Here is a 21,368-nt window from a genome sequence, read left to right on the forward strand (position 1 = left end):
CGCCGCGCCGAGTCGTGCGCACCCTGCCGCTGCAACCCGGGCACCAGCCACCGCCGTCCCGGCCCCTCGACAGCCCCCACGGCCGTGAAGCGCGCCACTCCAAACCGCCGCGAGTGCCTCTCCGCGACGGCCGCACCGGGGCCCCGCGCCGCTTTCGCGGGGCCCCGCAACAACACCCGGGGACGATCTTGGACCGGCGTGACCCAGCCCGCAACCCCTGGTGACCGCATCCGTCCCCGGGCGCCGCCACAAACACGAATCCCCAGGTCGAGGCCGTGTACGGACCGCGATCGCGTTGCGCCAACCGGCGGGTTCGCCGCGTGGCATCTTGACTCTTCGGCGCCGGGGGTTCACGCTTATCGCCAACGGCAGCGCCCTGCGGGAGGGCCTGTCGGGAGGCGATGCCTGAGCACGTCGTGATCGAGGTGCGGGCCCCATCGAGCGGCCCCCTCGACAGAACGCGTCGTTCAGGCTAGACTGCTTCTTTGCGCTGCCCTCTTTCAGGCTGCCCGAAGACGGAAGCTAGGATAGTGGGCACACGGCACCCTTGACAGTCGCTTTAGCTGTTGCTAACGCGGCTGCGCACCGCTCATTGTCCCCGGAAGGACGCATCTTGGCAGTCTCTCCCGCGAACCAGGCCACTGCTGCGACCACCTCGGCTGTAACGGAGCCGAACCCGACGGGAATTCCCGGAGCCCCCAAGCGGGTCTCGTTCGCGAAGATTCGCGAACCCCTCCCCACCCCCAACCTGCTGGACGTGCAGATCCAGTCCTTCCAGTGGTTCACCGGTGACGAGAAGTGGTTCGAGCGCCGCGTGAACGAGGGCGAGGAGAACCCGGTCGGCGGCCTCGAAGAGGTCCTCAACGAGATCTCCCCGATCGAGGACTTCTCCGGTTCGATGTCCCTGTCCTTCTCCGACCCGCGCTTCGACGAGGTCAAGGCCTCCGTCGAGGAGTGCAAGGACAAGGACATGACGTACGCGGCCCCGCTGTTCGTGACCGCCGAGTTCGTCAACAACAACACCGGCGAGATCAAGTCCCAGACGGTCTTCATGGGCGACTTCCCCGTGATGACCGAGAAGGGCACCTTCATCATCAACGGCACCGAGCGTGTCGTGGTGTCCCAGCTGGTCCGGTCGCCCGGCGTGTACTTCGACACCAGCGTCGACAAGACCACCGACAAGGACGTCTTCAGCGTCAAGATCATCCCGAGCCGCGGCGCGTGGCTCGAGTTCGACGTGGACAAGCGCGACACCGTCGGCGTCCGCATCGACCGCAAGCGCCGCCAGCCGGTCACCGTGCTGCTGAAGGCGCTGGGCTGGACCACCGAGCAGATCCGCGAGCGGTTCCACTTCTCGGAGACCCTGCTCGCGACGCTCGAGAAGGACCACACCGCGGGCACCGACGAGGCGCTGCTCGACATCTACCGCAAGCTGCGCCCGGGCGAGCCGCCCACCAAGGAGAGCGCCCAGACGCTCCTGGAGAACCTGTTCTTCAAGGAGAAGCGCTACGACCTGGCCAAGGTCGGCCGCTACAAGCTCAACAAGAAGCTGGGCCTGAAGCTGCCGTACGAGACCGGCACCCTCACCGAAGAGGACATCGTCTCGACCATCGAGTACCTGGTCCGCCTGCACGCGGGTGAGACCAAGATGGGCGAGGGCGAGAACGAGGTCCCGGTCGAGGTCGACGACATCGACCACTTCGGCAACCGCCGCATCCGCACCGTGGGCGAGCTGATCCAGAACCAGATCCGGGTCGGCCTGTCCCGCATGGAGCGCGTCGTCCGCGAGCGGATGACCACGCAGGACGTCGAGGCGATCACGCCGCAGACCCTGATCAACATCCGCCCGGTCGTGGCGGCGATCAAGGAGTTCTTCGGCACCTCGCAGCTGTCGCAGTTCATGGACCAGAACAACCCGCTGTCGGGCCTGACCCACAAGCGCCGCCTCAACGCGCTGGGCCCCGGTGGTCTGTCCCGTGAGCGCGCCGGCATGGAGGTCCGCGACGTCCACCCGTCGCACTACGGCCGCATGTGCCCGATCGAGACGCCGGAAGGCCCGAACATCGGCCTGATCGGCTCGCTGTGCTCCTACGCGCGGGTCAACCCGTTCGGCTTCATCGAGACGCCGTACCGGAAGGTCGTCGAGGGCCGGGTCACCGACCAGGTCGACTACCTGACCGCCGACGAGGAGGACCGCTACGTCAAGGCGCAGGCCAACGCGCCGCTGACCGAGGACGGTCACTTCGCCGAGACCCAGGTGCTGGGCCGGCGCAAGGGTGGCGAGGTCGAGCTGCTCGACCCGCTGGAGATCGACTACATGGACGTGTCGCCGCGTCAGATGGTGTCGGTCGCCACCGCGATGATCCCGTTCCTCGAGCACGACGACGCCAACCGCGCGCTGATGGGCGCCAACATGCAGCGCCAGGCCGTGCCGCTGCTGCGCGCCGAGTCGCCGCTGGTCGGCACCGGCATGGAGCTGCGTGCCGCGGTCGACGCCGGTGACGTGCTCCTCGCCGAGCAGGCCGGTGTCGTCGAGGAGCTCTCGGCCGACCTCGTGACGATCATGCACGACGACGGCACCCGCAAGAGCTACGGACTGCACAAGTTCCGCCGCACCAACGCGGGCACCTGCTTCAACCACCGCCCGATCGTCTCGGAGGGCGACCGCGTCGAGGCCGGTCAGGTCATCGCCGACGGCCCGTCCACCGACCAGGGCGAGATGGCGCTCGGCAAGAACCTGCTCGTGGCGATCATGCCGTGGGAGGGTCACAACTACGAGGACGCGATCATCCTCTCCGAGCGCCTGGTGCAGGACGACGTGCTCACCTCGATCCACATCGAGGAGCACGAGATCGACGCCCGCGACACCAAGCTCGGCGCCGAGGAGATCACCCGGGACATCCCGAACGTCTCCGAGGAGGTCCTGGCCGACCTCGACGAGCGCGGCATCGTGCGCATCGGTGCCGAGGTCCGCGACGGCGACATCCTGGTCGGGAAGGTCACGCCCAAGGGCGAGACCGAGCTGACCCCGGAGGAGCGCCTGCTCCGCGCGATCTTCGGCGAGAAGGCCCGCGAGGTCCGCGACACGTCGCTGAAGGTGCCGCACGGCGAGACCGGCAAGGTCATCGGCGTCCGCGTGTTCTCCCGCGAGGAGGATGAGCGGGGCAACGCCGACGAGCTGCCCCCGGGCGTGAACGAGCTGGTCCGCGTCTACGTGGCGCAGAAGCGGAAGATCCAGCCGGGCGACAAGCTCGCCGGCCGCCACGGCAACAAGGGTGTCATCGGCAAGATCCTGCCGGTCGAGGACATGCCGTTCATGGAGGACGGCACCCCGGTCGACATCATCCTGAACACCCACGGTGTGCCGCGACGGATGAACATCGGCCAGATCCTCGAGCTGCACCTGGGCTGGCTCGCCTCGCAGGGCTGGAAGATCGAGGGCAACCCGGAGTGGGCGCAGAACCTCTCCGAGGAGCTCTACGACGTCGAGCCCGGCACGAACACCGCGACCCCGGTGTTCGACGGCGCCAAGGAGGAGGAGCTCACCGGCCTGCTCGCGTCGACCCGGCCCAACCGGGACGGCGAGCGCATGGTCAAGGAGAACGGCAAGGCGACGCTGCTCGACGGCCGGTCCGGCGAGCCGTTCCCGTACCCGGTGGCCGTCGGCTACATGTACATCCTCAAGCTGCACCACCTGGTGGACGACAAGATCCACGCCCGGTCCACCGGCCCGTACTCGATGATCACCCAGCAGCCGCTGGGTGGTAAGGCGCAGTTCGGTGGTCAGCGCTTCGGTGAGATGGAGTGCTGGGCGATGCAGGCCTACGGCGCGGCCTACACGCTGCAGGAGCTGCTGACGATCAAGTCGGACGACGTGGTCGGCCGCGTGAAGGTGTACGAGGCGATCGTCAAGGGCGAGAACATCCCCGACCCGGGCATCCCCGAGTCGTTCAAGGTTCTCCTCAAGGAGCTGCAGTCGCTGTGCCTGAACGTGGAGGTCCTCTCCAGTGACGGCGCCGCGATCGAGATGCGCGACTCCGACGACGAGGACCTGGAGCGCGCCGCCGCCAACCTCGGCATCAACCTGTCCCGCAACGAGTCGCCCTCGGTGGACGACGTCGTGCAATGACGTAGCGACCGGGGGCGGGGCCACCTCCCGCGGCCCCGCCCCCGGTAGCCGACTCCTCTAGCCGAATCAACCCCAAAGGGGATGCAACGACGTGCTGGACGTCAACTTCTTCGATGAGCTCCGGATCGGCCTGGCGACCGCCGACGACATCCGTCAGTGGTCCTTCGGCGAGGTCAAGAAGCCGGAGACCATCAACTACCGCACCCTGAAGCCGGAGAAGGACGGGCTCTTCTGCGAGAAGATCTTCGGCCCCACCCGGGACTGGGAGTGCTACTGCGGCAAGTACAAGCGGGTCCGCTTCAAGGGCATCATCTGCGAGCGCTGTGGTGTCGAGGTGACTCGCGCCAAGGTGCGCCGTGAGCGGATGGGCCACATCGAGCTGGCCGCGCCGGTCACGCACATCTGGTACTTCAAGGGTGTTCCCTCCCGCCTGGGCTACCTGCTCGACCTGGCGCCGAAGGACCTCGAGAAGATCATCTACTTCGCGGCCTACGTGATCACCGGGGTGAACACCGAGCTGCGGCACAACGACCTGCCGACGCTGGAGAACGAGATCAGCGTCGAGCGGAAGAACATCGAGGCGAAGCGCGACGCCGACATCGAGGCGCGCGCGCAGAAGCTCGAGGCCGACCTCGCTCAGCTCGAAGCCGAAGGCGCTAAATCGGACGTCAGGCGAAAGGTTAAAGAGGGCGGCGAGCGCGAGATGAAGCAGCTCCGCGACCGGGCCCAGCGCGAGCTGGACCGGCTCGAGGAGATCTGGACCACCTTCACCAAGCTCGAGCCGCGTCAGCTGATCGCGGACGAGACCCTGTACCGCGAGCTGTACGACCGCTACGGCGAGTACTTCACCGGCGGCATGGGCGCGGAGGCCATCCAGAAGCTGGCCACCGAATTCGACGTCAACGCCGAGGCCGAGAAGCTGCGCGACACCATCCGCAACGGCAAGGGGCAGAAGAAGCTCCGCGCGCTGAAGCGGCTCAAGGTCGTCGCGGCCTTCCAGGCCACCGGCAACGACCCGCGCGGCATGGTCCTCGACGCGGTCCCGGTGATCCCGCCGGACCTGCGCCCGATGGTGCAGCTCGACGGTGGCCGCTTCGCCACCTCGGACCTCAACGACCTGTACCGCCGGGTGATCAACCGGAACAACCGCCTCAAGCGGCTGATCGACCTCGGCGCGCCCGAGATCATCGTCAACAACGAGAAGCGGATGCTGCAGGAGGCCGTCGACGCGCTGTTCGACAACGGCCGCCGCGGCCGTCCGGTCACCGGCCCGGGCAACCGGCCGCTGAAGTCGCTGTCCGACCTGCTCAAGGGCAAGCAGGGCCGGTTCCGCCAGAACCTGCTCGGCAAGCGCGTCGACTACTCGGGCCGTTCGGTCATCATCGTCGGTCCGCAGCTGAAGCTGCACCAGTGCGGTCTGCCCAAGGACATGGCGCTGGAGCTGTTCAAGCCGTTCGTCATGAAGCGGCTGGTCGACCTGAACCACGCGCAGAACATCAAGTCCGCGAAGCGGATGGTGGAGCGGGCCCGCCCGCAGGTGTGGGACGTGCTGGAAGAGGTCATCACCGGGCACCCGGTGCTCCTCAACCGCGCGCCGACCCTGCACCGGCTGGGCATCCAGGCCTTCGAGCCGCAGCTGGTCGAGGGCAAGGCCATCCAGCTGCACCCGCTGGTCTGCGAGGCGTTCAACGCGGACTTCGACGGTGACCAGATGGCGGTGCACCTGCCGCTGTCGGCCGAGGCGCAGGCCGAGGCCCGGATCCTGATGCTGTCGGCGAACAACATCCTCTCGCCGGCGTCGGGCCGCCCGCTGGCCATGCCGCGTCTGGACATGGTCACCGGTCTGTTCCACCTGACCCGCCTCGACGAGAACGCGGTCGGCGCCGGCCAGGCCTTCAGCTCCCCGGCCGAGGCCATCATGGCCTTCGACCGCAAGACGCTGGGCCTGCACGCGCCGATCAAGATCCGGATCAAGGACCGTCAGCCGAACCGGACCCAGGTCGCCGAGCTCACCGAGAAGGGCTGGGAGCCCGGTCAGCCGTGGCTGGCCGAGACCACCCTGGGCCGGGTGCTGTTCAACGACCTGCTGCCGGCGGACTACCCGTACATCAACGAGCCGCTGCCGAAGAAGCGCCAGGCGGCGATCGTGAACGACCTCGCCGAGCGCTACTCGATGACGCAGGTCGCGCAGGTCCTGGACCGGCTCAAGGACGCCGGCTTCTACTGGGCCACCCGCTCGGGTGTCACGGTGTCGATGTTCGACGTCATCGTGCCGCCGGAGAAGAAGGAGATCCTCGACCGGTACGAGGCCAAGGCCGCGCAGGTGGAGAAGCGGTACCAGCGTGGTCAGCTGTCGCACGCCGAGCGCAACAACGAGCTCGTCAAGGTGTGGACCCAGGCCACCGACGAGGTCGCGGAGATCATGGAGGACGCCTTCCCCGAGGACAACCCGATCTCGATGATCGTGAAGTCCGGGGCGGCGGGCAACATGACCCAGGTCCGGTCGCTGGCCGGTATGCGTGGTCTGGTGTCGAACCCGAAGGGTGAGTACATCCCGCGCCCGATCAAGTCGAACTTCCGCGAGGGCCTGTCGGTGGCGGAGTACTTCATCGCCACCCACGGTGCGCGGAAGGGTCTGGCCGACACCGCGCTGCGGACCGCCGACTCGGGTTACCTGACCCGTCGTCTGGTGGACGTGTCGCAGGACGTCATCGTCCGGGAGACCGACTGCGGTACCACCCGCGGCGTGACCCGGCCGATCGGCGAGAAGCAGCCGGACGGCACCGTGCTGCGCGGCGCGCACGTGGAGACCAGCGTGTACGCCCGGACGCTCGCCCAGGACGTCACCGACGACCAGGGCAACGTCGTGCTCAACGCCGGCGACGACCTGTCCGACCCGGCGATGGACAAGCTGATCGCCTTCGGTGTCACCAAGGTCAAGGTCCGCTCGGTGCTGACCTGCGAGTCGGCCGTCGGTGTCTGTGCCATGTGCTACGGCCGCTCGATGGCGACCGGCAAGCTCGTCGACGTGGGTGAGGCCGTCGGTATCGTCGCCGCCCAGTCGATCGGTGAGCCGGGTACCCAGCTGACGATGCGTACCTTCCACCAGGGTGGTGTCGCCGGTGACGACATCACCACGGGTCTGCCCCGTGTCACCGAGCTGTTCGAGGCCCGGGTGCCGAAGGGCAAGGCGCCGATCGCCGACGTCGATGGCCGCGTGCGCATCGAGGAGAGCGAGCGGTTCTGGAAGATCACGCTCATCCCGGACGACGGTGGCGAGGAGATCGTCTTCGACAAGCTGTCGAAGCGTCAGCGCCTGGCCAACACGCCGAACGGGCCGCTGCAGGACGGCGACCACGTGCACGTCGGCCAGCTGCTGCTCGAGGGCACGCCGGACCCGCACGAGGTGCTGCGTGTCATGGGCCCGCGCGAGGCGCAGATGCACCTCGTGGAAGAGGTCCAGAAGGTGTACCGGGCCCAGGGTGTGTCGATCCACGACAAGCACATCGAGGTCATCGTCCGGCAGATGCTGCGCCGGGTGACGATCATCGACTCCGGTTCGACGGACTTCCTGCCGGGCGAGCTGCCCGAGCGGACCAAGTTCGAGAGCACGAACCGGTCGGTCGTGGCCGAGGGCGGCGAGCCGGCCTCGGGCCGCCCGGTGCTGATGGGTATCACGAAGGCCTCGCTGACCACGGACTCGTGGCTGTCGGCGGCGTCGTTCCAGGAGACCACGCGTGTCCTGACCGACGCGGCGATCAACGGCCGCAGCGACAAGCTCGTGGGCCTCAAGGAGAACGTGATCATCGGTAAGCTGATCCCGGCGGGCACCGGCATCAACCGGTACCGGAACATCCAGGTGCAGCCGACGGAGGAGGCCCGGGTGGCGGCGTACGCCATCCCGTCCTACGACGACGGCTACTACACCCCGGATGTGTTCGGCACCGGCACCGGCGCCGCGGTTCCGCTGGACGACTACGACTTCGGTCGCGACTTCCGCTGATCGGTAGTTGTGTGAAGCCCCCGGCTCCGGTTTCGGAGCCGGGGGCTTCGTCGTGTCCGGGCAGGGGCGCGGAGGTAGCGTGAGGCCCGAGTTCACACGAGCGACACGAGGAGGGCGTTGTGAACGCAGAGCAGGCCCCGGAGGAGGCGCCGTCGAGGGGACGGCACGCCGCGCCCGAGGGCGCACCCACCCACCCGGCGATCGACCTGTCGAGGGACCCCAACCCGGGCAGGCCGGACCACGCGAAGCCCGACGAGGACGAGTAGCCGTCCCGACGTGGAACGGGGCCCCAGGCGCGCGCCTGGGGCCCCGTTTCGTGGGGGTCAGAAGTCGAGCTTGCCGGTGATCTCGGCGTCGGACATGCCGGTGTCGCCGTGGTCCTCGGCCTGCCCGGCCTTCTCGGTGAAGTCGTCGAACGTCTGCTGGGCCTTGTCGATCGTGCCGGGGACGTCCGGGATCTTGCGCTCGCTGCCCGGCACCTCCTCGCTGCCGGGGCGTTCCTGCATCGAGATGACCTGGTCCTTCACGGCCTCGCCGGCGAACTCCTTGAGCTTCCCGCCGGCCTGCTCGCCGATCGTGTCGCTGATCGCCCCGCGCAGGTCCCGCGTCAGGTTGGGTGTCTCGCCGTTCTCGATCGCGTCCCTGCCTGCCTGCTTGGCCCGGTCGAGGATGCCGTCCGCGGCCTCCTTGCCGAGGTTCTCCTTCAGCACGCCATCGGTGAGCTGCTGCGCGACCTTGTCGGTGACCTTCTCCGGGCTGAGGCTGTCCCCGGCATTGCCGACGGCGTCCGCGAGCTTCTTGAACCCCGGGATCTTCTCCAGGAACGCCTTGATCTTGTCGATCAGGCTCTTGATCTTGTCGATGACGGTGGTCAGCTTCTGCATCCAGCGGCTGACCTTGGACGTCTCGGTCGCGGCCCGGACCCCGGTGGCGGCCGCCGCCGCGGCCTCCGAGCCGCCCAGCGTGACCACCGTGGCGGCGAGCGCGGCCAGCCAGGTGACGATCAGCCACTCGACGAAGTCGCTGATGATGCTCAGCACGAGGTCCTTCGCGATGCTCATCACCGCGGAGCTGACCGCGAGCAGCGTCGCCAGCTCGGTCGTCGCGCCGGCGGTGCCGGAGAGCCCGTCGCGGAACTCGCTGAGCCGCTTCGCCGCGGCTTCGGCGCCGTCGCCCTGCCAGTTGGCGAGCCCGCTCGCCAGGAGTTCCTCGGTCTCCTGCTTCAGCGCCTCGATCTGCTCCCCGAGCTGGTTGAACGCCTTCGCGCCGTCCTCCAGGGCGTCCGGGTCGCCGGTGACGAGTTCGAGCGCGTCCTCCAGCGGTTTGATCCAGCTGACCAGGAAACCGACCCCGTTCGAGATCAGCCAGCCGAGCGGGTCCGACACGATGTCGCCGATGGTGCTCGCGGCTTCGTTGACGAACGAGCTGGCCGTCGAGAAGGCCTCCGTGCCGTCCGCGACGAGGGCTTCGAGGTCACCCTTCGCCAGGTCCTCGCCGAGCTGGAAGCCCACGTCGAGGGTGTCATTGGCGCCGGAGTAGAGCTTGACCGGAGCGGTGTCGTCGAGCTTCTCCTGGACCTCCTCGGCGTCGTAGCCCGAGCCGAAGTTCTCGGCCAGCGCCTCCGCATCCGTGGGCACGTCAGATCGCCTCCGTTCCCGCGTCGGTCTCGTCGAGCAGCTCGGCGACATCGCCGAACGCGCGGACCACCTCGTCGTCCATCGAGCTGTACGCGTCGGCGGCGCTGGTCAGCTTCACGCCGATCGACTGGTAGCCCGCGGACATCTCGTTCAGGTGGTCCTTCAGCTTGCCGAGCATTTCGCGGTACACCGGGAACGCGGTGCCGGCTCCGAGCAGTCCCCACGAGACCACGGGCACGTCCGCCTCGTAGGTCGCCTGCTGCAGCTCCGAGACCTTCCCCGTCAGGTCGCTCGCCCGCGCCGCGGTGGTGCGCAGGGCTTCGACGTCGACCTGGAACCCGCCGGCCATCAGGCGTTCCCGAACGGGTCGATGTAGTCGTCGTCGGCCGGTTCGCGCCGGGGCGGCGGAGCGGGACGAGCCGGGCGTTCCGCCGGCCGCTCCTCGAGGAAGTCCTCCTCGGCGAAGTCCGCGCCCTGGTCGATCGGCCGCGGCGCGGCGGCCGGCCGTTCGTCGGCCAGCTTCGCCTTGAGGTCCGCCACGCTCATGCCGAACGCCTCGGCCTGGGTCTCCAGCACCGACTCCAGCACGTTGCTCTGCTCGCCGAGGGCGTCCTGGACGATCGCGGCCTGCTGCCGCGCCGCCGCGGCGACCGCCTCGCGGATCGTGCTGGTGATCGTCGAGGACAGCTGGATCGCGCTTCCCCCGAGCGCGTCCTCGCTGACCCGGACCGACTGCACCCCGCCACCGGGCCCCGCCACGACCGTCACGGTCCGGTCGGGGGAGGAGACGGTGACCGACAGCTCACCAATCTGTTCCTTCATCCGGGTGAGCGCGGCCATCCGCTGCTCCCCGTTCCGCTTGTGCTGCTCGACCTGGTCCAGCTTCTGCTGCAGCTGCTCGACCAGATCGCCATGGCCGCCGTACGCCATGCGGTCCCTCCCCGTGGTGAATTACGCACCTTCGGTATCGGATCATGCACCACACGTGTGTGCCGCGGGCACGCTTCCGGGCAACTCACCGATTCGATTGATCACTTTTCGCCACGCGGGAATTCCGCCGCCATTTCCGGCGTTGAAACGATCGCCGAAGATGCCCGCCGACCTGCTCGAACGCGTCGGCCGACGGGGTCCCGGGAGTTGGCCGAACGCCTCCTGCGCGGCCGTCTTTCCGCTAGACTCGCCACACCACCTTCTCGCCGGAGCCGGGGTGTGAGCCCGTTAGGGACCCCCGATGCCACCGCCTGCCGCAAGGGCGGGTATCTTTGACGACTGTGCCCGGCATGCGTCGGGCCGCTCTGCGTGCTTTTCGGCCAAGCGGGGATGCTCCGGCATCGTGGCGACGGCCGCGGCGAAGCGGAGCTCCACGGAAATCCGAGGGAACGTTAGCGGTCGACAGACCCAGACGCGGGCCGACACGCCCGACCTCGGGGGCCGGGGAGACCAAGACGGAACAAGCAAGACGCGACAGAAGGCTGGTCCATTGCCCACGATCCAGCAGCTGGTCCGCAAGGGCCGCCAGGACAAGGCTGCCAAGCAGAAGACCGCGGCCCTCAAGGGGAGTCCGCAGCGGCGTGGCGTGTGCACTCGCGTGTACACCACGACGCCCAAGAAGCCGAACTCGGCGCTGCGCAAGGTCGCGCGTGTCAAGCTGACCAGCGGCATCGAGGTCACCGCCTACATCCCGGGCGAGGGCCACAACCTGCAGGAGCACTCGATGGTGCTCGTGCGCGGTGGTCGTGTGAAGGACCTGCCCGGCGTTCGCTACAAGATCATCCGCGGTTCGCTCGACACCCAGGGTGTGAAGAACCGCAAGCAGGCGCGCAGCCGGTACGGCGCGAAGAAGGAGAAGAGCTAATGCCCCGCAAGGGTCCGGCCCCGAAGCGGCCGCTGATCTCCGACCCGGTTTACGGCTCCCCGCTGGTCACCCAGCTGATCAACAAGGTGCTGACCGACGGCAAGCGCTCGCTGGCCGAGCGCATCGTCTACGGCGCCCTGGAAGGTGCCCGGGAGAAGACCGGCACGGATCCCGTCGTCACGCTCAAGCGTGCGCTGGACAACGTGAAGCCGAGCATCGAGGTGAAGAGCCGCCGGGTCGGTGGTGCCACCTACCAGGTGCCGATCGAGGTCAAGCCGGGCCGCTCGACGACCCTTGCGCTGCGGTGGATCGTCAGCTTCTCCCGCGCCCGCCGCGAGAAGACCATGATCGAGCGTCTGCAGAACGAGCTGCTCGATGCGAGCAACGGCCTCGGGGCCAGCGTGAAGCGCCGCGAGGACACCCACAAGATGGCCGAGTCCAACAAGGCGTTCGCCCACTACCGGTGGTGAACGTAGCCCGGCTGCCGAGACAAGCCAGGCCGGGCCCCACGCTTCGAGACAGGGGAACAGTGCAGTGGCACGCGACGTGCTGACCGACCTGAACAAGGTCCGCAACATCGGCATCATGGCTCACATCGACGCCGGTAAGACCACCACCACCGAGCGGATCCTGTTCTACACCGGGATCAACTACAAGATCGGCGAGGTGCACGACGGCGCCGCGACGATGGACTGGATGGAGGAGGAGCAGAAGCGGGGTATCACCATCACCTCGGCTGCCACCACCACCTTCTGGGCCGACCACCAGATCAACATCATCGACACCCCCGGCCACGTCGACTTCACCGTCGAGGTGGAGCGTTCGCTGCGGGTGCTCGACGGTGCCGTTGCCGTGTTCGACGGCAAGGAGGGTGTCGAGCCCCAGTCCGAGCAGGTCTGGCGCCAGGCCGACAAGTACGAGGTCCCGCGCATCTGCTTCGTCAACAAGATGGACAAGCTGGGCGCGGACTTCTACTTCACCGTGCGCACCATCGAGGAGCGCCTCGGCGCGCGCCCGCTGGTCATCCAGCTGCCGATCGGTGCCGAGAGCGACTTCCAGGGCGTCATCGACCTGGTCCGCATGAAGGCGCTGACCTGGCGGGGCGAGGTCAAGAAGGGCGAGGACTACGAGGTCGAGGACATCCCGGCCGACCTCGCCGACAAGGCCGCCGAGTACCGCGACAAGCTGATCGAGGCCGTCGCGGAGACCGACGACGCCCTGATGGAGAAGTACTTCGGCGGCGAGGAGCTGTCCGAGGCCGACATCAAGGCCGGCATCCGCAAGCTGACGGTCGCCCGCGAGGCGTACCCGGTGCTGTGCGGCTCCGCGTTCAAGAACAAGGGCGTGCAGCCCATGCTGGACGCGGTGATCGACTACCTGCCGTCGCCGCTGGACGTCCCCGCCGTCGAGGGCACCCTCACCGACGGTGAGACGGCGGCGTCCCGGAAGCCGTCGGTTGACGAGCCGTTCGCGGCACTGGCGTTCAAGATCGCCGCGCACCCGTTCTTCGGCAAGCTGACCTACGTCCGGGTGTACTCGGGCAAGGTCGCCGCCGGCGCCCAGGTCATCAACTCGACCAAGGAGCGCAAGGAGCGCATCGGGAAGCTCTTCCAGATGCACTCCAACAAGGAGAACCCGGTCGACGAGGCCCAGGCCGGCCACATCTACGCGGTCATCGGCCTGAAGGACACCACGACCGGTGACACCCTGTGCGACCCGCAGAACCCGATCGTTCTGGAGTCGATGACCTTCCCCGAGCCGGTCATCAAGGTGGCCATCGAGCCCAAGACGAAGGCCGACCAGGAGAAGCTGTCGACCGCGATCCAGAAGCTGGCCGAGGAGGACCCCACCTTCCAGGTCCAGCTGGACGAGGAGACCGGTCAGACGATCATCGCGGGCATGGGCGAGCTGCACCTCGAGGTGCTGGTCAACCGCATGAAGTCCGACTACAAGGTCGAGGCGAACATCGGTAAGCCGCAGGTCGCCTACCGCGAGACGATCCGCCGCACGGTCGAGAAGTACGAGTACACGCACAAGAAGCAGACCGGTGGTTCCGGCCAGTTCGCGCGCGTGATCATCAAGCTGGAGCCGCTGTCCACCGGTGACGGCGCCCTCTACGAGTTCGACAACAAGGTCACCGGTGGCCGCGTGCCGCGCGAGTACATCCCGTCGGTGGACGCCGGTGCCCAGGACGCCATGCAGTACGGTGTCCTCGCCGGTTACCCGCTGGTCGGGCTGAAGGTGACCCTGTTGGACGGCGCTTACCACGAGGTCGACTCGTCGGAAATGGCCTTCAAGATCGCCGGTTCGATGGCGCTCAAGGAGGCCGCGCGCCAGGCCAGCCCGGTTCTGCTGGAGCCGGTCATGGCCGTCGAGGTGACCACCCCCGAGGACTACATGGGTGACGTCATCGGCGACCTCAACTCTCGCCGTGGTCAGATCCAGGCCATGGACGAGCGGGCAGGCACCCGAGTCGTGAAGGCACTGGTTCCGCTGTCCGAGATGTTCGGGTACGTCGGCGACCTGCGGTCTCGTACCCAGGGTCGGGCGAACTACTCGATGACGTTCGACTCCTACGCCGAGGTTCCCTCGAACGTCGCGAAGGAGATCATCGCGAAGGCGACGGGGGAGTAAACCCCTCAGCACCCAACGCGGGCGCGCACAGGGGCCTCCCCTAGGGTCCGCACAACCGACCAGATCGATCGCCGTTCGGCTGCCACGCCGGCGGTGAAGCAAAGCAAGAGTCCAGGAGGACATTCCAGTGGCGAAGGCGAAGTTCGAGCGGAGCAAGCCGCACGTCAACATCGGGACCATCGGTCACGTCGACCACGGCAAGACCACGCTGACCGCGGCGATCACCAAGGTTCTGCACGACAAGTACCCGGAGCTCAACGAGTCCCGGGCGTTCGACCAGATCGACAACGCGCCGGAAGAGAAGCAGCGCGGTATCACGATCAACATCTCGCACGTCGAGTACCAGACCGAGAAGCGTCACTACGCCCACGTGGACGCCCCCGGTCACGCGGACTACATCAAGAACATGATCACCGGTGCCGCCCAGATGGACGGCGCGATCCTGGTGGTCGCCGCGACCGACGGCCCGATGCCGCAGACGCGTGAGCACGTGCTGCTCGCCCGCCAGGTCGGTGTGCCCTACATCGTCGTGGCGCTGAACAAGGCCGACATGGTCGACGACGAGGAGATCCTCGAGCTCGTCGAGCTGGAGGTCCGCGAGCTGCTGTCCTCGCAGGAGTTCCCCGGCGACGACGCCCCCGTGGTCAAGGTCTCCGGCCTCAAGGCCCTCGAGGGTGACCCGAAGTGGTCGGAGTCGGTCCTGGAGCTCATGCAGGCCGTCGACGACAACGTGCCGGACCCGGTGCGTGACCTCGACAAGCCGTTCCTGATGCCGATCGAGGACGTCTTCACCATCACCGGCCGCGGCACCGTCGTGACCGGTCGCGTGGAGCGCGGCCAGATCAACGTCAACGAAGAGGTCGAGATCGTGGGTATCCGCGAGAAGTCGACCAAGACCACCGTCACCGGTGTCGAGATGTTCCGCAAGCTGCTCGACTCGGGCCAGGCCGGTGACAACGTCGGTCTGCTGCTGCGTGGTATCAAGCGCGAGGACGTCGAGCGTGGCCAGGTCGTCGTGAAGCCCGGCACCACGACTCCGCACACGGAGTTCGAGGGCTCGGTCTACATCCTGTCCAAGGACGAGGGTGGCCGTCACACGCCGTTCTTCAACAACTACCGCCCGCAGTTCTACTTCCGTACGACCGACGTGACCGGCGTGGTGACCCTCCCCGAGGGCACCGAGATGGTCATGCCGGGTGACAACACCGAGATCAAGGTGCAGCTCATCCAGCCGGTCGCCATGGACGAGGGTCTGCGGTTCGCCATCCGCGAGGGTGGCCGGACCGTCGGCGCGGGCCAGGTCACCAAGATCATCAAGTGATTCCATCCGGCCCCGGAGTGCCTATAGCACCCCGGGGCCGGGTTGTGGAACCACGTGTGCGACACTAGTTGAGTTGCTCGTTGCGGGGCGGCCGATATCTGTTCAGAAATCGGCCGCCCCGGCACGAGTGGCCTTGGTCCGTGGGTATCCCAGGGGGAGACCGCGGGCGCGACAGATGGCCGGCACGGCCGTCTCGCGGTGAAGACCAACCGGCACGACGACGATCCTCTTGCGGGATCAGTCTGCGCAGCGGGCGCGACACGCCCGACCGCGTGGATCGGACGCGAGGGCGTTGACGTGCGGAAACCGGCGCGAAAGTGCCGGTAGAGATAGCGGCACAAGACGAAGGAACGAGCTGCGACCATGGCGGGACAGAAGATCCGCATCAGGCTCAAGGCCTACGACCACGAGGCGATCGATGCCAGCGCGCGCAAGATCGTCGAGACGGTGACGCGCACCGGCGCCTCGGTCGTCGGACCTGTGCCGCTGCCCACCGAGAAGAACGTTTACTGCGTCATCCGCTCGCCGCACAAGTACAAGGACTCGCGCGAGCACTTCGAGATGCGCACGCACAAGCGGCTGATCGACATCCTCGACCCGACGCCGAAGACGGTCGACGCGCTCATGCGCATCGACCTCCCGGCGAGCGTCGACGTCAACATCCAGTAAGCGTTGGGCGAGCGGCGGAGATAAGAGACTCATGTCTGACAGGCAAGTAAAGGGCATCCTGGGCACCAAGCTCGGCATGACCCAGGTCTTCGGCGAGGACAACCGGATCGTTCCGGTGACCGTCGTGCAGGCCGGGCCGAACGTGGTGACCCAGATCCGTACCCAGGACAACGACGGCTACCAGGCCGTGCAGCTGGCCTTCGGCGCCGTGGACCCGCGCAAGGTCAACAAGCCGGTGACCGGCCACTTCCAGAAGGCCGGCGTGACGCCGCGGCGGTACCTCGCCGAGCTGCGCACGACCGACGCCGAGACCTACGAGGTCGGCCAGGAGATCACCGCCGAGGTGTTCCCCGCGGGCTCCCGCGTCGACGTCACGGGCACCAGCAAGGGCAAGGGCTACGCCGGTGTCATGAAGCGCCACGGCTTCAAGGGCCAGGGCGCCAGCCACGGTAACCAGGCCAAGCACCGCGCCCCGGGCTCGATCGGTGGCTGCGCCACCCCGGGCCGCGTGTTCAAGGGCCTGCGGATGGCCGGCCGCATGGGTGGCGTCCGGGTCACGACCCAGGGCCTGACCGTCCACGACGTGCGCGCCGAAGAGGGCCTGCTGCTGATCAAGGGCGCCGTCCCCGGCCCCAAGGGCAGCCTCGTCTTCGTCAAGACCGCCGCGAAGGGTGGTGCGACCGAATGACCAGCGTCGAGCTGAAGACCCCGGCCGGCAGCGCCGAGGGCACCGTCGAGCTCCCCGCCGAGATCTTCGACGTGCAGGCCAACGTGCCGCTGATGCACCAGGTCGTGGTGGCCCAGCAGGCCGCCGCGCGCCAGGGCACGCACGACACGAAGACCCGCGGCGAGGTCTCCGGTGGCGGCAAGAAGCCGTACCGCCAGAAGGGCACCGGCCGCGCCCGCCAGGGTTCGACCCGCGCCCCGCAGTTCGCCGGCGGTGGCACCGTCCACGGCCCCACGCCGCGCGACTACAGCCAGCGCACCCCGAAGAAGATGAAGGCCGCCGCCCTGCGCGGTGCCCTCTCCGACCGGGCGCGCGCCGGCCAGGTGCACGTCATCACCGAGCTGGTGTCGGGCGAGAAGCCCAACACCAAGGAGGCGAAGAAGGCCCTCGCCGCCGTGACCCAGGCCAAGCGCCTGCTGGTCGTGCTGCACCGCGAGGACGAGCAGGGCTGGCTGTCCGCCCGCAACCTGCCGAACGTGCACCTGATCAACCCGGACCAGCTCAACACCTACGACGTGCTGGTCAACGACGACGTGGTGTTCACCAAGGCCGCGTACGACGCCTTCATCGCCGGCCCGGTCAAGGGCAAGGCGGCCAAGGCTTCCGCGCGGGCCAGCGAGGTTGAAGGGAGTGAAGCGCAGTGAGCAGCGTTGCCATCCCGGACCCTCGTGACATCGTGCTCGCGCCGGTGATCTCCGAGAAGTCCTACGGGCTTCTCGAGGACCACAAGTACACGTTCGAGGTCCGGCCGGACGCCAACAAGACGCAGATCAAGATCGCCGTCGAGCAGATCTTCGGCGTCAAGGTGGTCAGCGTGAACACGCTGAACCGGCAGGGCAAGCGCAAGCGGACCCGCTACGGCTTCGGTAAGCGCAAGAACGTCAAGCGCGCCGTCGTGACGCTGTCCGCCGAGAGCAAGCCGATCGAGATCTTCGGCGGACCCGCCGCGTAAGGGACGGAAGCTGTCATGGGTATTCGTAAGTACAAGCCGACGACTCCGGGCCGCCGTGGCTCGAGCGTGTCGGACTTCGCCGAGATCACCCGGTCGGAGCCGGAGAAGTCGCTGCTGCGCCCGCTGAGCAAGTCGGGCGGCCGCAACTCCTCGGGCAAGATCACCACCCGGCACAAGGGTGGCGGCCACAAGCGGGCCTACCGGGTCATCGACTTCCGGCGCAACGACAAGGACGGCATCCCGGCCAAGGTCGCGCACATCGAGTACGACCCCAACCGGTCCGCCCGCATCGCGCTGCTGCACTACGCCGACGGCGAGAAGCGCTACATCATCGCGCCGGACAAGCTCAAGCAGGGTGACACCGTCGAGGCCGGCCCGCGGGCCGACATCAAGCCGGGCAACAACCTGCCGCTGCGCAACATCCCGGTCGGCACCGTGGTGCACGCGATCGAGCTCCGCCCCGGTGGCGGCGCGAAGATCGCCCGCTCGGCCGGCGCCCGCGTGCAGCTGGTCGCCAAGGACGGCCCGTACGCCCAGCTGCGGATGCCCTCGGGCGAAATCCGCAACGTGGACGTGCGCAACCGCGCCACCGTCGGCGAGGTCGGCAACTCCGAGCACCAGAACATCAACTGGGGCAAGGCGGGCCGCAACCGCTGGCGCGGCAAGCGCCCGACCGTCCGTGGTGTCGTCATGAACCCGGTCGACCACCCGCACGGTGGTGGTGAGGGCAAGACCTCGGGTGGTCGCCACCCGGTCAACCCGAACGGCAAGCCGGAGGGCCGCACCCGCCGCCGCAAGCCGTCCGACGCACTGATCGTCCGCCGCCGGCGTACCGGCAAGAAGCGCTGAGCAGGGAGGTAAGACAACATGCCGCGCAGCCTGAAGAAGGGCCCGTTCGTGGACGACCACCTGCTCAAGAAGGTGGACGCGCTCAACGAGTCGGGCAAGAAGACCGTGATCAAGACCTGGTCCCGCCGGTCCACGATCATCCCGGACATGCTGGGTCACACCATCGCGGTGCACGACGGCCGCAAGCACGTGCCGGTGTTCGTCAGCGAGGCCATGGTCGGCCACAAGCTTGGCGAGTTCGCTCCGACGCGGACCTTCAAGGGTCACGTCAAGGATGACCGGAAGTCGCGCCGCCGCTGAGCGGGCACACGAGAGTTAGGGAAAGCAAGCGATGACAGCCCCAGAAACCGCTCCGGCCCAGGTGGCCGTGGCGCGGGCTCGCTTCGTCCGGGACTCGCCGACGAAGGTGCGCCGGGTGATCGAGCTGATCAAGGGTCTTAGCGCCGCCGAAGCCCTCGCCGTGCTCCGGTTCTCGCCGTACGCGGCGAGCCAGCCGGTGGCGAAGGTGCTCGCGAGCGCCGTGGCCAACGCCGAGAACAACCTCAACCTGGACCCGGACACGCTGTTCGTGAAGAACGCGTACGCCGACGAGGGGCCGACCCTCAAGCGCATCCAGCCGCGTGCCCAGGGCCGTGCGTACCGGATCCGGAAGCGGACCAGCCACATCACGGTCGAGGTGGAGTCGCGTCCGGAAGCGAAGAAGAGCGGTAAGAAGAAGGCAGGTGGCCGCTAGTGGGCCAGAAGATCAACCCGCACGGCTTCCGGCTGGGAATCACCACCGACTGGAAGTCGCGCTGGTACGCCGACAAGCAGTACGCGGAGTACGTGGCGGAGGACGTCAAGATCCGCAAGCTGCTCTCCACCGGCATGGAGCGCGCCGGCATCTCCAAGGTCGAGATCGAGCGCACCCGTGACCGCGTGCGCGTGGACATCCACACCGCGCGTCCGGGCATCGTGATCGGCCGCCGCGGCGCGGAGGCCGACCGGATCCGCGGCTCGCTGGAGAAGCTGACCGGCAAGCAGGTCCAGCTGAACATCCTCGAGGTCAAGAACCCCGAGGCCGACGCGCAGCTGGTCGCCCAGAGCGTCGCCGAGCAGCTGTCCAACCGCGTGGCGTTCCGCCGCGCGATGCGCAAGGCGATCCAGACGACCATGCGCTCGTCGCAGGTCAAGGGCATCCGCGTGCAGTGCAGCGGCCGTCTCGGCGGTGCCGAGATGTCGCGGTCGGAGCACTACCGCGACGGCCGGGTCCCGCTGCACACGCTGCGCGCGGACATCGACTACGGCTTCTTCGAGGCCCGCACCACCTTCGGCCGCATCGGCGTGAAGGTGTGGATCTACAAGGGCGACCTGGTCGGCGGCCTGAAGGCCAAGGCCGAGCGGGACGCCGCGGCCGCCAACGAGCGTCCGCGCCGGGAGCGTCCGTCGCGCCCGCGCCGGTCTGGCGCGCAGGGCACGACGCCGACCTCGACCGAAGCCGGCCGCGCCGCTGCCGCCGCGAAGGCCGACACGGATGTCGCGACCAGCGAGGCGCCCGCGCAGGGCTCGCCGGACGCGGCCGAGAAGACGGAGGGCTGAGGCGTGCTCGTCCCACGCAAGGTCAAGCACCGCAAGCAGCACTCGCCGAAGCGTTCCGGTGCCGCCAAGGGCGGTACGAAGGTCACCTTCGGTGAGTACGGCATCCAGGCGCTTGAGCACCACTACGTGACCAACCGGCAGATCGAGTCCGCTCGTATCGCCATCACCCGGCACATCAAGCGTGGCGGCAAGGTCTGGATCAACATCTTCCCGGACCGCCCGCTCACCAAGAAGCCGGCCGAAACCCGCATGGGTTCCGGTAAGGGTTCGCCCGAGTGGTGGGTCGCGAACGTCAAGCCGGGCCGCGTCATGTTCGAGCTGAGCTTCCCGAACGAGGCCCAGGCTCGTGAGGCGCTGCGCCGCGCGATCCACAAGCTGCCCATGAAGTGCCGCATCGTGACCCGTGAAGGTGGTGAGTTCTGATGGCGCAGGCAGGTGTCGCCGCCGCAGAGCTGCGTGAGCTCACCAACGAGGAGCTCGTGCTGCGCCTGAAGGAGGCCAAGGAGGAGCTGTTCAACCTCCGCTTCCAGATGGCCACCGGGCAGCTGGACAACAACCGCCGCCTCCGCACCGTCCGTGCCGACATCGCTCGGATCTACACGGTCATGCGGGAGCGCGAGCTCGGTCTGTCCGTTTCCCCCGACGCCGAGAATGAAGAAGGTGCTGCCTGATGAGTGAGCAGACCCCAGAGCTCGCCGCGCAGCCGGTCCAGAGTGCCGAAAGCGGTCGCAACTACCGGAAGGTCCGCGAGGGCTACGTCGTCTCGGACAAGATGGACAAGACGATCGTGGTCGAGCTCGAGGACCGCAAGAAGCACCGCCGCTACGGCAAGGTTCTCCGCTCCACCAGCAAGGTGAAGGCGCACGACGAGGAGAACACCGCCGGCATCGGTGACCGCGTGATCCTCATGGAGACCCGCCCGACCTCGGCCACCAAGCGGTGGCGGCTCGTGCGGATCGTGGAGAAGGCCAAGTAATCGGAGGCCCACTCGGGCCTCCTCCGTTCCGCCAGGCT

Annotated in this window: 21 protein-coding genes; 18 read left to right on the plus strand and 3 right to left on the minus strand. The window is 67.9% G+C overall.

Going from position 1 to position 21,368, the window contains the following annotated elements; all coding sequences use genetic code 11:
* The first annotated feature begins 613 nt into the window (after positions 1-613).
* From rpoB to D0D15_RS36265, 3 genes are all read left to right on the plus strand, one after another.
* Positions 614-4,129 (plus strand): DNA-directed RNA polymerase subunit beta, encoded by a 3,516-nt coding sequence (gene rpoB / locus D0D15_RS08735; protein ID WP_094003891.1) that lies wholly within the window; start codon positions 614-616, stop codon positions 4,127-4,129.
* Between the two features lie 91 nt (positions 4,130-4,220).
* On the plus strand, positions 4,221-8,132 hold the full coding sequence (locus D0D15_RS08740; RefSeq protein ID WP_094003892.1) for a DNA-directed RNA polymerase subunit beta': 3,912 nt from the start codon (positions 4,221-4,223) through the stop codon (positions 8,130-8,132).
* A 119-nt stretch (positions 8,133-8,251) separates the two neighbouring features.
* Positions 8,252-8,398, plus strand: a complete 147-nt coding sequence (locus D0D15_RS36265; protein WP_094003893.1) for a hypothetical protein — start codon at positions 8,252-8,254, stop codon at positions 8,396-8,398.
* A 57-nt stretch (positions 8,399-8,455) separates the two neighbouring features.
* On the opposite strand, the gene D0D15_RS08750 is transcribed toward D0D15_RS36265, so the two are convergent.
* Genes D0D15_RS08750 through D0D15_RS08760 form a run of 3 tightly spaced genes read right to left on the minus strand, consistent with a single transcriptional unit; the run spans position 8,456 to position 10,699 of the window.
* A complete protein-coding gene (locus D0D15_RS08750) occupies positions 8,456-9,769 on the minus strand; it encodes a WXG100 family type VII secretion target (RefSeq protein ID WP_094003894.1) in 1,314 nt (437 codons plus the stop codon).
* Between the two features lies 1 nt (position 9,770).
* Positions 9,771-10,118 carry a WXG100 family type VII secretion target gene (locus tag D0D15_RS08755; RefSeq protein ID WP_094003895.1) on the minus strand — a complete coding sequence of 116 codons (348 nt, stop codon included), beginning with the start codon at positions 10,116-10,118 and terminating at the stop codon, positions 9,771-9,773.
* A complete protein-coding gene (locus D0D15_RS08760) occupies positions 10,118-10,699 on the minus strand; it encodes a YbaB/EbfC family nucleoid-associated protein (protein ID WP_094003896.1) in 582 nt (193 codons plus the stop codon). The genes D0D15_RS08755 and D0D15_RS08760 overlap by 1 nt, the downstream gene beginning before the upstream one ends.
* Before the next feature lie 550 nt (positions 10,700-11,249).
* On the opposite strand from D0D15_RS08760, the gene rpsL reads away from it, so the two are divergent.
* The 15 genes from rpsL to rpsQ all read left to right on the plus strand — a co-directional run bounded on the left by rpsL (position 11,250) and on the right by rpsQ (position 21,330).
* Positions 11,250-11,624, plus strand: a complete 375-nt coding sequence (gene rpsL / locus D0D15_RS08765) for a 30S ribosomal protein S12 (protein ID WP_003102113.1) — start codon at positions 11,250-11,252, stop codon at positions 11,622-11,624.
* Entirely contained in the window at positions 11,624-12,094 is a 471-nt protein-coding gene (rpsG, locus tag D0D15_RS08770; protein ID WP_017986602.1) for a 30S ribosomal protein S7, read from the plus strand. The genes rpsL and rpsG overlap by 1 nt, the downstream gene beginning before the upstream one ends.
* A gap of 64 nt (positions 12,095-12,158) precedes the next feature.
* On the plus strand, positions 12,159-14,258 hold the full coding sequence (fusA, locus tag D0D15_RS08775; protein WP_094003897.1) for an elongation factor G: 2,100 nt from the start codon (positions 12,159-12,161) through the stop codon (positions 14,256-14,258).
* A gap of 127 nt (positions 14,259-14,385) precedes the next feature.
* A complete protein-coding gene (gene tuf, locus D0D15_RS08780) occupies positions 14,386-15,579 on the plus strand; it encodes an elongation factor Tu (RefSeq protein ID WP_094003898.1) in 1,194 nt (397 codons plus the stop codon).
* Positions 15,580-15,942: 363 nt separating this feature from the next.
* Complete coding sequence (gene rpsJ / locus D0D15_RS08785) at positions 15,943-16,248, plus strand: 30S ribosomal protein S10 (protein WP_003883485.1); 306 nt, start codon at positions 15,943-15,945, stop codon at positions 16,246-16,248.
* Positions 16,249-16,279: 31 nt separating this feature from the next.
* Positions 16,280-16,936, plus strand: a complete 657-nt coding sequence (rplC, locus tag D0D15_RS08790) for a 50S ribosomal protein L3 (RefSeq protein ID WP_094003899.1) — start codon at positions 16,280-16,282, stop codon at positions 16,934-16,936.
* Positions 16,933-17,619 carry a 50S ribosomal protein L4 gene (gene rplD, locus D0D15_RS08795; RefSeq protein ID WP_094003900.1) on the plus strand — a complete coding sequence of 229 codons (687 nt, stop codon included), beginning with the start codon at positions 16,933-16,935 and terminating at the stop codon, positions 17,617-17,619. The genes rplC and rplD overlap by 4 nt, the downstream gene beginning before the upstream one ends.
* Positions 17,616-17,927 carry a 50S ribosomal protein L23 gene (gene rplW, locus D0D15_RS08800; RefSeq protein ID WP_017986607.1) on the plus strand — a complete coding sequence of 104 codons (312 nt, stop codon included), beginning with the start codon at positions 17,616-17,618 and terminating at the stop codon, positions 17,925-17,927. Before rplD ends, rplW begins: the two co-directional genes overlap by 4 nt.
* A 15-nt stretch (positions 17,928-17,942) precedes the next feature.
* Positions 17,943-18,776 carry a 50S ribosomal protein L2 gene (rplB, locus tag D0D15_RS08805; RefSeq protein WP_094003901.1) on the plus strand — a complete coding sequence of 278 codons (834 nt, stop codon included), beginning with the start codon at positions 17,943-17,945 and terminating at the stop codon, positions 18,774-18,776.
* 18 nt (positions 18,777-18,794) lie between these two features.
* On the plus strand, positions 18,795-19,076 hold the full coding sequence (gene rpsS / locus D0D15_RS08810) for a 30S ribosomal protein S19 (RefSeq protein ID WP_017986609.1): 282 nt from the start codon (positions 18,795-18,797) through the stop codon (positions 19,074-19,076).
* Between the two features lie 31 nt (positions 19,077-19,107).
* Complete coding sequence (rplV, locus tag D0D15_RS08815) at positions 19,108-19,509, plus strand: 50S ribosomal protein L22 (RefSeq protein ID WP_026153758.1); 402 nt, start codon at positions 19,108-19,110, stop codon at positions 19,507-19,509.
* Positions 19,509-20,354, plus strand: a complete 846-nt coding sequence (gene rpsC / locus D0D15_RS08820; protein ID WP_017986611.1) for a 30S ribosomal protein S3 — start codon at positions 19,509-19,511, stop codon at positions 20,352-20,354. The genes rplV and rpsC overlap by 1 nt, the downstream gene beginning before the upstream one ends.
* 3 nt (positions 20,355-20,357) lie before the next feature.
* Positions 20,358-20,777: a 50S ribosomal protein L16 gene (rplP, locus tag D0D15_RS08825; protein ID WP_094003902.1), complete on the plus strand. Its 420-nt coding sequence runs from the start codon at positions 20,358-20,360 to the stop codon at positions 20,775-20,777.
* Entirely contained in the window at positions 20,777-21,025 is a 249-nt protein-coding gene (rpmC, locus tag D0D15_RS08830) for a 50S ribosomal protein L29 (protein ID WP_017986613.1), read from the plus strand. Before rplP ends, rpmC begins: the two co-directional genes overlap by 1 nt.
* Positions 21,025-21,330 carry a 30S ribosomal protein S17 gene (rpsQ, locus tag D0D15_RS08835; protein WP_020417563.1) on the plus strand — a complete coding sequence of 102 codons (306 nt, stop codon included), beginning with the start codon at positions 21,025-21,027 and terminating at the stop codon, positions 21,328-21,330. Before rpmC ends, rpsQ begins: the two co-directional genes overlap by 1 nt.
* Positions 21,331-21,368 lie beyond the last annotated feature (38 nt).

This window comes from Amycolatopsis thermalba (genome assembly GCF_003385215.1).
Classification (GTDB): Bacteria; Actinomycetota; Actinomycetes; order Mycobacteriales; family Pseudonocardiaceae; genus Amycolatopsis_E; species Amycolatopsis_E thermalba.